The sequence below is a fragment of the Sporolactobacillus terrae genome, assembly GCF_019930545.1.
GTDB lineage: Bacteria > Bacillota > Bacilli > Bacillales > Sporolactobacillaceae > Sporolactobacillus > Sporolactobacillus terrae.
In genome coordinates this window covers 1144570-1157040 of the sequence record NZ_CP082837.1, presented here as the reverse complement: position 1 = coordinate 1157040, position 12471 = coordinate 1144570, and the positions used below count along the sequence as shown (strand labels likewise).

General features: G+C 44.4%; 12 protein-coding genes. 11 read left to right on the top strand and 1 reads right to left on the bottom strand.

The features are described 5' to 3' along the window. The first annotated feature begins 44 nt into the window (after nucleotides 1–44). The 11 genes from K7399_RS05275 to K7399_RS05225 all read left to right on the top strand — a co-directional run bounded on the left by K7399_RS05275 (nucleotide 45) and on the right by K7399_RS05225 (nucleotide 9273). Nucleotides 45–368: a nucleotide pyrophosphohydrolase gene (locus tag K7399_RS05275; RefSeq protein ID WP_028975587.1), complete on the top strand. Its 324-nt coding sequence runs from the start codon at nucleotides 45–47 to the stop codon at nucleotides 366–368. Nucleotides 369–387: 19 nt separating this feature from the next. Then, nucleotides 388–1200 carry a 4-hydroxy-tetrahydrodipicolinate reductase gene (gene dapB / locus K7399_RS05270; RefSeq protein WP_028975586.1) on the top strand — a complete coding sequence of 271 codons (813 nt, stop codon included), beginning with the start codon at nucleotides 388–390 and terminating at the stop codon, nucleotides 1198–1200. Nucleotides 1201–1243: 43 nt separating this feature from the next. Continuing rightward, nucleotides 1244–1657 carry a methylglyoxal synthase gene (gene mgsA, locus K7399_RS05265; protein ID WP_028975585.1) on the top strand — a complete coding sequence of 138 codons (414 nt, stop codon included), beginning with the start codon at nucleotides 1244–1246 and terminating at the stop codon, nucleotides 1655–1657. Between the two features lie 36 nt (nucleotides 1658–1693). Further along, a complete protein-coding gene (locus K7399_RS05260; protein WP_028975584.1) occupies nucleotides 1694–2908 on the top strand; it encodes a CCA tRNA nucleotidyltransferase in 1215 nt (404 codons plus the stop codon). After that, nucleotides 2866–3855, top strand: a complete 990-nt coding sequence (locus tag K7399_RS05255; RefSeq protein ID WP_028975583.1) for a biotin--[acetyl-CoA-carboxylase] ligase — start codon at nucleotides 2866–2868, stop codon at nucleotides 3853–3855. The genes K7399_RS05260 and K7399_RS05255 overlap by 43 nt, the downstream gene beginning before the upstream one ends. Before the next feature lie 340 nt (nucleotides 3856–4195). Next, the gene (locus K7399_RS05250; protein WP_051575155.1) at nucleotides 4196–4687 is read left to right on the top strand and encodes a cell wall elongation regulator TseB-like domain-containing protein; all 492 of its coding nucleotides are present in this window, start codon (nucleotides 4196–4198) and stop codon (nucleotides 4685–4687) included. Between the two features lie 39 nt (nucleotides 4688–4726). After that, complete coding sequence (locus K7399_RS05245; RefSeq protein ID WP_028975581.1) at nucleotides 4727–5911, top strand: pyridoxal phosphate-dependent aminotransferase; 1185 nt, start codon at nucleotides 4727–4729, stop codon at nucleotides 5909–5911. A 30-nt stretch (nucleotides 5912–5941) separates the two neighbouring features. After that, nucleotides 5942–7234 (top strand): asparagine--tRNA ligase, encoded by a 1293-nt coding sequence (gene asnS, locus K7399_RS05240; RefSeq protein ID WP_028975580.1) that lies wholly within the window; start codon nucleotides 5942–5944, stop codon nucleotides 7232–7234. A gap of 143 nt (nucleotides 7235–7377) precedes the next feature. Beyond that, nucleotides 7378–8076 carry a DnaD domain-containing protein gene (locus tag K7399_RS05235; protein WP_028975579.1) on the top strand — a complete coding sequence of 233 codons (699 nt, stop codon included), beginning with the start codon at nucleotides 7378–7380 and terminating at the stop codon, nucleotides 8074–8076. A 14-nt stretch (nucleotides 8077–8090) separates the two neighbouring features. Then, the gene (nth, locus tag K7399_RS05230) at nucleotides 8091–8768 is read left to right on the top strand and encodes an endonuclease III (RefSeq protein WP_169736928.1); all 678 of its coding nucleotides are present in this window, start codon (nucleotides 8091–8093) and stop codon (nucleotides 8766–8768) included. Continuing rightward, nucleotides 8743–9273 carry a YpoC family protein gene (locus K7399_RS05225; protein WP_223362493.1) on the top strand — a complete coding sequence of 177 codons (531 nt, stop codon included), beginning with the start codon at nucleotides 8743–8745 and terminating at the stop codon, nucleotides 9271–9273. Before nth ends, K7399_RS05225 begins: the two co-directional genes overlap by 26 nt. Nucleotides 9274–9899: 626 nt before the next feature. Here K7399_RS05225 and K7399_RS05220 read toward each other — a convergent pair. Beyond that, complete coding sequence (locus K7399_RS05220; protein WP_223362492.1) at nucleotides 9900–12392, bottom strand: transglycosylase domain-containing protein; 2493 nt, start codon at nucleotides 12390–12392, stop codon at nucleotides 9900–9902. Nucleotides 12393–12471 lie beyond the last annotated feature (79 nt).

Genomic DNA, 12471 nt, shown 5'->3' with positions numbered 1-12471 from the left:
ACCGCTCTTTTTTCGCTAAAATGGAACAGGGGTGAGGGATTGTTATGGAACAGAAAACATTGAAAACGTTTCAAGATGATGTCGATGCATACATCGGTCAATTTAAAGAGGGTTATTTTTCGCCGCTTGCGCTTACCGCTCGATTGACGGAAGAACTCGGCGAACTGGCAAGAGAAATAAATCATTATTATGGCGAGAAGAAGAAGAAACCGACCGAAGCTGAAAAAACCGTTGAAGAAGAGCTTGGCGACTTGCTCTTTGTCGTCATCTGCATGGCGAACAGTCTGCATATTGATTTAGGACAAGCTTTAACAACGGTGTTGGATAAATTCCAAACGCGCGACAAGGATCGGTGGACGAGAAAATAAGGAAGGGAACTTAAACAACATGACTGAGAAAAAAGAACTTCGTATTATTGTAGCCGGACCGAGAGGACGAATGGGTTCGGAAACCATTCGTATGATCGAGAAGGCGCCTGATCTGATACTGGTGGCAGCTGTTGACCATGGTCATGATGGTGCTCGTGTTTCAGAGTTGGTCCCGGGAGCAGAGGGGGCGGATGCAAAGGTTTATACGGACATTGATGCTTGTTTTTCGAATGAGCAAGCAGATATCCTGATTGACTTCACCAATCCTGACTCAGGAAAACGTAATCTTCAAAAGGCAATTGATTATGGCGTACGTCCAGTTATTGGTACATCCGGATTCAGCAATGATGACGTTGCGGCATACCGTTCACAAATGGATGAAAAAAAACTTGGCGGCATCATCGCTCCAAATTTTGCCATTGGTGCCGTTCTTGTGATGAAGTTCAGTCAAATGGCTGCAAAGTATTTCCCCGATGCGGAAATTATTGAATTGCATCATGATAAGAAAAAGGATGCGCCATCTGGAACAGCAGTTAAAACCGCTGAACTGATGACAAAAACGCGCCAAGCAAAAAAACAAGGTGCAGCCGATGAAAAAGAAACACTTCCAGGTGCACGTGGCGCTGATTATGAAGGAATGCGGATTCACAGTGTCCGTCTTCCTGGGTTAATTGCCCATCAAGAAGTCCTTTTCGGTGGTAAAGGGGAACTGCTCACGCTTCGTCATGATTCCATGGATCGTGCTTCATTCATGAACGGTGTGCATTATGCGGCAAAAACAGTGATGGATTTGGAAACGTTAGTATACGGTCTTGAAAATATTCTTGATTAAATGACATGGACGAGCATCCAAGGGATCGAGGTGTGCTAAAAGCATGAAGATTGCATTGATTGCCCATGATAAGAAGAAACCGGAAATGGTCAATTTTACCATCGTCTATAAATCGCTATTAAAAAAGCATGCGTTGTATGCGACTGGAACAACAGGATCGAAGGTCATGGAGGCGACAGGCCTAACGGTTCATCGTTTTCAATCAGGACCGCTGGGCGGTGATCAGCAAATCGGTGCAATGATTGCCGCCAATCAAATGGATTTGGTTGTCTTTCTTCGCGATCCGCTGACTGCGCAGCCGCATGAGCCTGATGTTAATGCTCTGCTGCGATTAAGCGACGTGTACCGTATTCCGCTTGCGACAAATCTCGCTTCAGCAGAGATTTTGATGTATGCATTGATGCATGGCGAATTGCATTGGCGAGAGCTTCTGCACCAGAACAAAGAAAATAAATAAGCACAGTTTTTGTATTGATATAAATGAGGTGTCCTTTTGCGTTTTCCTTTTAAGCAAGCTGAACGATTACTTGATCAATTAATCAACCATGGATTTGGTGCGTATATTGTTGGCGGAGCAGTACGCGATTATTTGCTTGGGCGACCAATCCATGATATTGATATTGCAACGTCGGCACGACCAGCTGACGTTGTCTCACTATTTAAACGGACCATACCGGTTGGCATCGATCACGGCACGGTTGCCGTTCTTTCAGGCGGAAAAACTTATGAAATCACCACGTTTCGTTCCGAAGCAGCTTATGAGGACTACCGTCATCCCAGTCAGGTTGCGTTTGTGTCGTCGGTGGATCAGGACTTGATGCGACGCGATTTCACCATCAATGCCCTAGCGATGGATCGAACGGGAAAAATCATTGACCTATTCAATGGACAACGTGATCTGCGCATGAAACGCATTCGCACAGTGGGGTGTGCGGAGGAGCGGATCAGCGAGGACCCGCTACGCATCATGCGTGGGATGCGGTTTGCATCAGAGCTTGAATTTACACTAGGCAGCAGTGAGCGTCATGCTTTTCGCAAGCAGGCCGTGCTATTAAAAAATATTTCCATTGAACGGGTGAATCAGGAAATGACGCGTCTGCTTGCGGGGAAAGCGGCGACACAAGCACTTCGGCTGCTTTTTGAAACGCAGTGCATCCATGTACTGCCGCTGCTTGAGCAGGCAGATGCTAAGGAGGTCCTTGACGTTCATTTTACTGTGCTTCGTTCTGATGCTGAGCGATGGACTGCATTTCTTTCCGCACTTGGCATAAAGGATAGCTATGCCTTTGCAAAAGCATGGAAATGGTCCAACCGCCTGCGACAGCAAACCGCCCATCTTTTGGATTTATTGAAACTGCGCAAGGCGCAAGCGTGGACGAGAGAAACGATCTATTCAGATGGGCCAGACAATGCCAATGCTGCTGATCGCGTATGCGCTGCACTGGGAATGATTTTGCAAAGCAGCTTGGCTGATCGGGAAAGTGACGTCAGGAGGATATGGGAAGCATGTCCGATTCATTCGCGAGCGGAACTTGCCGCAACTGGAAATGAATTCAAACAGTGGGCCAACAAACGACCGGGACCATGGCTTGCTCAAGTGATCAGTGAACTCGAGCGTGAAGTAGTCAATGAGCGGGTAAAAAATGAGACGGAGGAGATTCGATTATGGTTCAAAGAGTGGAGCACTCAACAAAAGGAGCAATTCTAAAACTGCTCTATACACACAATGATCAATTTCTTTCCGGACAATGGATCTCTGAACACATCGGCTGCTCACGAACGGCAGTATGGAAGCACATTCAATCACTAATCGCTGAAGGGTATCAGATCTCATCGGTACAAAAAAAAGGCTATAAGCTTATTGATGCTCCAATGGGATTAAGTGAAGCAGCGGTAAGCGCCCATCTAACAACAAAGGTAATTGGGCGACACATCTGTTTTTATGACGCAATAGGATCAACACAAAAAGAAGCGCTGCGCCTTGCTGATGAAGGTGCTGAGCACGGAACCGTTGTACTAACCAATGAACAGACAAGCGGGCGTGGAAGACTGGGGCATACGTGGCAATCGCAGCGTGGGACGAACATTGCGTTGAGCTTAATTTTGCGACCGGAGCTTCCGATCGATCAAACGCCGCAGCTTACATTACTAACCGCTGTGGCAGCGGCTGAAACCATTGAAAAACAGGCAGGTTTGTCATGCGGGATCAAATGGCCGAACGATCTATTGTTTGAAGGAAAAAAACTTGTCGGAATTTTAACTGAACTAATGGCAGAGGCTACTTATGTAAAAGCTGTGGTAATCGGCATCGGATTTAATGTCAATACAACTGCTTTTCCCGATCCAATAAAAAGCGAGGCAGCCTCCCTTGCATCGCTGACAGGAAAACAGTTTGCCTTAGCGCCGATTGTGCAGCAATTTTTCGCTTCGTTTGAGACGCTGTATCAGTTGTATTTGAGCGAAGGATTTAAAAAAATACGACCGCTTTGGGAAAAGCGTGCGCTGAATTTAGGAAAACAGATAAAAGTACGTCAACCTGGGGGACGCGTTCTCATTGGTACGGCATTGGGGATTAATGATGACGGAGTGCTGCGATTGAAAAAGACGGATGGAACCATTGCAAATGTATATTCTGCAGATGTTGAGTGGGATTAAAGCGTTTCAATTATCGCACAGAACGAGCAGCATTTTGTTATAATTATTTAAAAGGGTGGAATCACGCAGTTCGTGTATGAGGGCAACCGGTGGTTCGAACAAAAAATGATCTTGCAATCTACCGGAAGAATCGATACGATTATTTTGCTGAGCAAATGAAAATAAACCCGAAAGACCGGGTTTACCCGCAATGCATAAGTCGGTTCAGGAGCTTTTTTCCCATAACTGGGTAGGCGTAGTTTAAACGGAAAGGGTAAGGGTTATACCCGCCAGTATTTGGCAATGGCGGCACCGCGTGACGCGTGGTTCGCCAGATACATAAAGTGATTCGGGTGATTTTTTGAGAACAACACGAACATGGATTTATGTCACTGCTTTTACTGTGTTATTGATCTTGATTTTTGGTGCTTGGCATTTGTATTCAAGCAACATGAGTAATCAAACGCATGACGCGGCAGCAGCGGTTGAGAAAGCAAAGCAGCATTATTCCTTTGATCGCACGCTTTCTGTTTCAGCTTATCATGGGTCAGATGCCTATCAAGTGGTTAAGGCCAAAAGAAATGGGAAAACGGTTTATTTTTGGGTGCCCGATGATTCGAAAAAAGCGGCTTATATTGAACGCAGAGCAAGTGACGGGATAACAAAGAATCAAGTTTTGACCCTTTTTGAACGTCAGAGGTTCGATGTTAAACGACTCATTTCCGTTCGACTCGGGGCGATCAATGGCAATCCGGTATGGGAAATTACCTTTTTAAGCCCGAATCAACATTATAATTATGTTTCATTTTATTTTGATTCTGGGAAAGAAGCACAACGAATTCTAAATTTGTAACTGTGCTGATCTTGATAAATGTTCAGGGAGGAAGAGAGAATGCAATTTGCAAGAAGAGCGGAAATGATCACTCCGTCAAGTACCCTTGCCATTACAGCGAAGGCGAACGAATTGAAAGCAAGTGGGTTTGATGTCATCGGACTAGGGGCAGGACAACCAGATTTTAATACACCTGAATTTATTATTGATGCAGCAACGGAGGCTGCACAAGCCGGACATACGAAATATACGCCTTCGGCAGGTCTTCCAGAACTGAAGGATGCCATTATCAAAAAATTAAAGCGTGATCAAGGATTTGACTATGAACGAAATCAAATTATTGTTGGAAACGGTGCGAAGCACGTTCTTTATTTGCTCTTCCAAGCCTTGCTGAATCCATCTGACGAAGTGATTATTCCTGCTCCATATTGGGTAAGTTACACGGAACAGGTTAAACTAGCTGGAGGTGTTCCAATCACAATTGAGACCTCCGAGCGCGATCATTTCAAAATCACGGTTGCTGATTTGGAAAAAGCGGTTACTGCAAAAACGAAAGCAGTGCTTATTAATTCGCCGAGCAATCCGACCGGGATGATCTATTCTAAAGAAGAACTTGAACCGATTGCTGAGTTTTGTGTGAAACATGATCTTGTGATTATTTCGGATGAAATCTATGAAAAGCTCGTTTATAATGGCAACTGTTTCTTCTCAATTGCACAATTGTCTGAATCAGTGAAAGCACAGACGGTTGTTGTTAACGGAGTCTCTAAATCACATTCAATGACCGGTTGGCGTATCGGCTATGCGGCAGCTGATGCGGCCTTAATTCAAGCGATGACAAATATAGCAAGTCACAGTACATCAAACCCGGCGTCAGTGTCACAATATGCGGCAATTGCGGCGTATAACGGTCCTCAAGAAAGTATCGAAACCATGCGTCAGGCGTTTGAACAACGATTAAATACAATATACCCGAGATTGGTGAACTTGCCTGGTGTGACTTGTGTCAAACCTCAAGGGGCCTTTTATCTCTTCCCAAATATACGACCATTGAGTGATGCATGTGGTTTTTCATGTGTTACAGATTGGGTCAAAGCATTACTAGACGAAGAAAAGGTTGCCGTAGTTCCCGGTGCAGGTTTCGGAATGCCTGATTATATCCGCTTATCCTATGCGACATCCTTAGATAATTTGGAAAAAGCGCTCGATCGCATCGAACACTTTATTAAAGAACATACAAAGTAATTTGTTACATGAATGCGGGGGTCATGGAAAATGAATGTAAGAATTTCTGAAGTGAAAGATCATTTGGGCGATGAAGTGACCATTGGTGCATGGCTGGCCAACAAACGATCAAGCGGTAAGATTGCCTTTTTGGAACTTCGGGACGGCACTGGATTTATTCAAGCCGTTGTTCTAAAAAATGAGATCAGTGAAGAAAATTGGGAAAAGGCGAAAGAATTAACACAAGAAAGCTCGCTCTATGTTACGGGAAGTGTGCGCGAAGATAAACGCGCGCCAAGTGGATTTGAGTTAACGGTCACTGATCTGGAGATTATTCAAATGGCACATGATTACCCGATCACCCCTAAGGAGCATGGCGTTGAGTTCTTAATGGATCACCGGCACCTGTGGCTGCGTTCCAGCAGGCAGCATGCCATTTTGCGTATTCGCAATGAAGTGATCAAAGCAACTTATGATTTCTTTAATGATCACGGCTTTATTAAAGTTGACCCGCCGATTCTGACCGGAAGTTCTGCAGAGGGAACCACCGATCTCTTCCATACAAAATATTTCGATCGTGATGCCTATCTCTCGCAAAGCGGGCAGCTCTATATGGAAGCTGCTGCAATGGCTTTTGGAAAGGTATTCTCGTTTGGACCGGCTTTCCGTGCTGAGAAATCAAAAACACGGCGGCATTTGATTGAGTTCTGGATGATTGAACCGGAAATGGCCTTCTGTGATCATGAAGAAAGTCTAAAGGTTCAAGAAAACTATGTAGCTTATCTTGTTCAACGTGTTTTGAACAATTGTCAATCGGAGCTTAAAGCGATTGGACGTGACACGACAAGGCTTGAGAAGATTAAAGCACCGTTCCCGCGTATCAGCTATGATGAAGCGATTGACTTCTTAAAGAAAGAAGGATTTAATGATATTGAATGGGGCGATGATTTTGGTTCACCACATGAAACCGCAATTGCTGAACATTTCGATGTCCCGGTTTTCGTGACGAAATACCCGACAAAAGTTAAGGCATTCTATATGAAACCGGATCCTGAACGTGACGATGTCGTTCTTTGCGCCGATCTTTTGGCACCGGAAGGTTATGGTGAAATTATTGGCGGAAGCCAGCGAATCGATGATCTGGAACTGATGAAGAAGCGCTATGAAGCGTTCCATCTTACGGATCCTGCGTACCAGTGGTATCTGGAACTTCGCCAATATGGCACCGTTCCACATTCGGGATTCGGGTTGGGGCTAGAGCGAGCAATCGCATGGATTTGCGGATTGGATCACATCCGCGAGACGATTCCGTTCCCGAGATTGTTGAATCGTATCTATCCTTAATCGAGGTTTTTCATGGTGATAGACTCGGGTGTTCCCGAGTCTTTTGCTATTTTTGCGGTGCAATTTGAGAGAATCTCCCTCAGTACATGGACCGCAGTCTGCGATGATCCATGCTATAATGTTCAATGAGGTGTCATAGAATGATGGATATGAATTTCATGCTTGAACTCGTTGGGAACGGCAGTGTCACTGTCCCGTCACTTCTTATTGAAAACTATCACGGGATTGGTTTGAATGAGCAAGAGTGTATGTTGCTGGTTCAAATCCACTCATTTCTAAGTAAAGGTGACGATTTTCCAACGTTTGACGATTTGGCGAGCAGAATGAGCTTTGATGAAACCGCGTGCGCAGATTGTCTGCGCAGCTTAATCCAACGCGGCTATTTGGCAATCATACAAAAAAATGATCGTAAACTATATTCTGAAGCGTACTCGTTGGAGCCGCTTTGGAACAAGCTGATTCGCGCCGCTTACTCAAAGAGGGTGAGCAAGGTGTCAACAGAAAACGATGATAAGCTGTATACGTTGTTTGAAAATGAATTTGCAAGACCGCTTTCGCCAATTGAGTGCGAGACGCTTGCGATGTGGCTGGATCAAGACCACCATTCGCCATCGTTGATTAAAGGTGCCTTGCGTGAAGCGGTTCTATCCGGAAAAATGAATTTCCGTTATATCGATCGCATCTTATTTGACTGGAAGAAAAACGGAATCAAAACATTGGATCAGGCAAAGAAACATGGTGAAAAAATCAGAGCTCACCAACATCGTAACACAGTGACCAAACAAGAAAAAAGCGATGTTCCGAAAATGCCGACGTATAATTGGCTAGGCAAACTCGATTAGGAAGGTGCAAACTCCTGAACCAAAAACAATGTGACTACATCTTAAATACGATAGCAGACATGTTTCCTGATGCCCATTGTGAATTAAACCATTCCAATCCTTTTGAACTGGCGATTGCGGTGATGCTTTCCGCACAATGTACCGATGCTCTAGTCAATCGCGTCACACCGAGTCTATTTCAAAAATATCATGAGCCTGAGGATTACCTAGCTGTACCCATTGAAGAACTTCAAAATGATCTGCGCTCTATTGGGCTTTACCGAAATAAGGCGAAACATATACGGCAAATGTGTCAGATGCTCATTGAAAAGTATAATGGCGAGCTGCCAACAACTCGTAATGAACTCATCAAACTTCCCGGTATTGGACGAAAAACAGCGAATGTGATTGTCTCGGTTGCATTTGGTGAACCCGCTCTTGCTGTTGACACCCATGTTGAACGGGTAACCAAGCGGCTGGGAATCTGCCGATGGAAGGACAGCGTCCTTGAAGTCGAGAAGACATTGATGCGGCGGGTTCCCAGGGAGAAGTGGTCGGAAACGCATCATCGTCTGATTTTTTTCGGACGCTATCATTGTAGAGCACAAAATCCGAAGTGTCCGGAATGTCCGCTTCTTGACGTATGCCGAGAGGGGCAGAAACGAATGAGAAGAGGTGAAAGCAAGTTTGACAAAGCCATTTCTAAAGCTTGAGCTGCCTCAAACGTTTCAAGTTTTCCCATTTTACGAAAAGCAGCAGGTCATTGACGGTGTACTCTCGGAAGAAGAGGTTTATCAGATTCCCTTTCTCTATGATTTACTTTATATAAATGTAAATGCGCCCAATCAGCTGGAAAAGTGGCCCTGGCAGGAAGAGGACAATTTTTTTCATGCGTACTGGAAGGAGCGCAGCGAAGCGCTTCGCGTGCTTTTTCACCAGCGTGATCAAGCTTTGGTTCGAAAGCCGATGATTCGTTGCATTGCTGCATTCATTGATCAGCTTTGCTGGTCTGCGGGCGCTCCGGTTTCCTCATTAGTTCATGACGATTTGATCCAACAGATCAAGGCTGCTCCCTACGCACCATTGAATATTGACGAACGACTTGGTTACTTGCTTCGTCAACCGGCGCGTTATCTGGCGTTTATTCAGTTGGATGAGTTGGAGCAGGAATTTACCAAAAAAAGAGCAGCGAGCATGCGTCGCCTCGAAAATAAATGAGAGAGACAAAATCCCCAACGTCTTGATGATGTCTCCCCGTAAAGTTGATGTAGTTTTAAATGCCTGTTCGGTGGTTAAAATCCGATATTCAATTGGACTTTAACCGCCGAATTTTTCTTTGATTCTTTATTAATTATAATACTTGATCTAAGCACACAAAACCGTTTATAATTTTTCCCTTTAGCACGGGGCATCATTAGAAGTTCGTTTTCTGATTCAAACTCCTGAAGTCACTCCTGTTTAATAAGTAACTTTTGATTCGTTGTTCTTTTTTGACTGCAGACTTTGGATTCTTCGTGCGTTTCCCCCCATAGGGGATGTACTCAATTGGTTTCGAATCCATCTAAATCTGTTACGACTTCACTGATAAATCGATGAAAGTAAAGAGATTGAAATTTTAAATAAAGTGCTGCGCGTTCAAGTGGTGAACGGTTCTTTTTTATATTTTATCGATGTTTTAAGTTTTAATGTCTGCAATGCTTTTTCCCAGATAGCGATGAGTTGCTCTTCATCAGTTTGAAGTATTCTTTTTAAAATCAGTTAAGTATTTAGACATAGCAAACCTCCCTAAAGTTGAATTTTATCTGTCCAACCTTAGGGAGGCCATTTACATTTTTGTTTTAAGGTTACTGATTAGTAGTTGGTGGTGGTGTTCCAGTGTCCACATTATTTCCGTTGTTTCCCGCGTCACCATTATTTCCGTTGTTTTCAGTGTCTCCATTTTTTTCGTTGTTTCCAGTGTCCACATTATTTCCGTTGTTTCCCGCATCACCATTATTTCCGTTGTTTTCAGTATCACCATTGTTTCCGTTGTTTTCAGCGTTTTCATTTTCCCCGGTATCTTCAGTATTTTCATCAATACTTGAGCTGCTGCTTTCACTGCTACCGCTGCTCTCACTACTTGACGAGCTGCTTTCTTCACTGCTACTGCTACTTTCGCTGCTTGAAGAACTGCTTTGCTCACTGCTGCTTTCACTGCTTGATGCATCCGACTTATCTGAGCGGAAGTGATTGCTGACATTTGAATGCATCACAGCCAATTCACCGTTGCCCAATGTCTCAACGGAATTTGGCTTTGTGAAATCCGGAGCACCAACCATAAATTGAGCCATAATGTTTCTGAAAATGGTTTTTGCATATTGTTGTTCGGTCGGCCCGAGAAAAGTACCATAGTCTTTGTCATTTTTTTGCTCATTTTTAACTTCGTAACCCGTCCATACAGCGGTAGTTAATCTTGTATTGTAGCCGACGAACCAAGAAGCGAGGGCACCATGTCTTTGCTGCGTGGCTGATATGCCGTATTGCTTCGCGTAATCATCAGGAATATTATGCGTGCCGGTTTTACCCGCCATGTTTGATCCGCCTATATTTGCACTGCGCCCGGTCCCTTGTGGATTTGTCATGACATCTTTAAGCATATCGGTAACCATGTATGCCGTATAGTCATGCATCGCAACACGACGTGTATGGTTCAGCTGAATCACTTCTCCGTCCGGCTTTACAATTTTTCGTACTGCGTAGGGCTGATTGTATATGCCCTTATTGCCAAAGGCAGCATAGGCGCCGGACATTTCGAGCGGGTTGGAACTGAATCCGCCGCCACCAATTGAATAGCTTTCGCCAAGCTTTTTAAGCGTTTCGCTTGGGATGCCGAGTTTTTTGGCAAATGTACGAATGCTACCTGTGCCTTTTGCCTGATCAACCTTCTGGAACGTTTGCAAAGCAGGAACATTGCGTGACAGGTAAAGCGCTCGGCGCATTGTCATTGAACCAAGGAAACGATTATCAAAATCATTGATCTTTTTTCCCCAACTGTATTTAACATCCGGCGTATCATCGACTTGATAGTCGGTCGGCCATTGTAAATAGTCGATGGCTGGACCATAATCCATAATTGGTTTGGCAGTGGAACCGACATTGCCGCTTCCCGCTGTTTTATAAGAGCGGTTGTTGTTCATTAAATAGGTGTAGTTGCGCCCGCCGCCGAGGGCACGAATTGCCCCGGTTTGCGTATCGATCACCGAAACGCCGGCGTTGAAATTCTTTTGTACAACCGGGAAATTTTGTTTATTATTCAGCACATCCTGCGCCTGATTCTGAATCTCCGGATCCAAAGTGGTGTAGATCTTCAATCCTCCCGAATTGAATTCCTGTTCCGTAATTACTTTTTTATCCTCAACCAGTTCTTTGCGAACGAAATCGAGAAAGGCGCCATATTTGCGATTGCTGACCTTAATCTGCCGATGTCCCTTTGTCATTTGCTTCATCGAAACGGTTTTTGCCTTTGCTGCTTCCTCCGATGAGATGGCGTGATTGTGCACCATCAAGTCAAGAACCAAATCACGGCGTGTTTTTGCCCGATCAGGATGTTTGATCGGGTCATAGTAGCCGGGATTCCGTGTCATCGCGGCAAGCATTGCTGCTTGGTCTAAAGTGACATTCTTAACATTCTTGCCGAAATAGCGTTCAGAAGCAGCGGCTACACCGTAAGTGGGACCCCCACCGAGATAGATTTGATTTAAGTAAAACTCAAGAATCTGCTTTTTGGTGTAACTTTTCTCCAATTGAATCGCTAGATACATTTCTTGAATCTTACGTGTAAAGGTCTTATTCTGAGTGAGCATTGCATTGCGAACGACCTGCTGTGTGATCGTACTTGCTCCTTCAGATTTATACCCCTTCGTAAACTGGGCGACGCCTGCACCCATGATTCGAATCGGGTCGATACCGATATGTTTATAGAAACGAACATCCTCTGTCGCTATATAAGCATCTTGAATCGTTTTAGGGATGTTATCGATATCTGTATACATGCGATGCTCGCCGGAGTCGACATCCGTTGCTTTTTTATCATTTTGATCATAGAGGACCGATGATATTTCATTATGCAATGCATTTGCGTTTAATTTCGGCGCCTGTCCGATCACAGCGAAGACGAAAATCGTCCCAGCCAAGATCAAGAATAAGAAAACCAGCAATAAAAGAATGAAAGTCCGCTTTACCCAATGTTTTTTTCCACCGGATTTCTTTTTCTTTTTTGCAGGTTTATGTGTTTCGTTTTTCTGTTTTTCTGCTTCGGCTGCACGCCGTCTTTCCATTCGGGTATGGTATTCAACCATGACTGATCCTACCTTTCCAAAAAAACCTGTCCCATGGTTTACGTGACATAGTATTCGAGAGTTCCCGCTGATTATGACT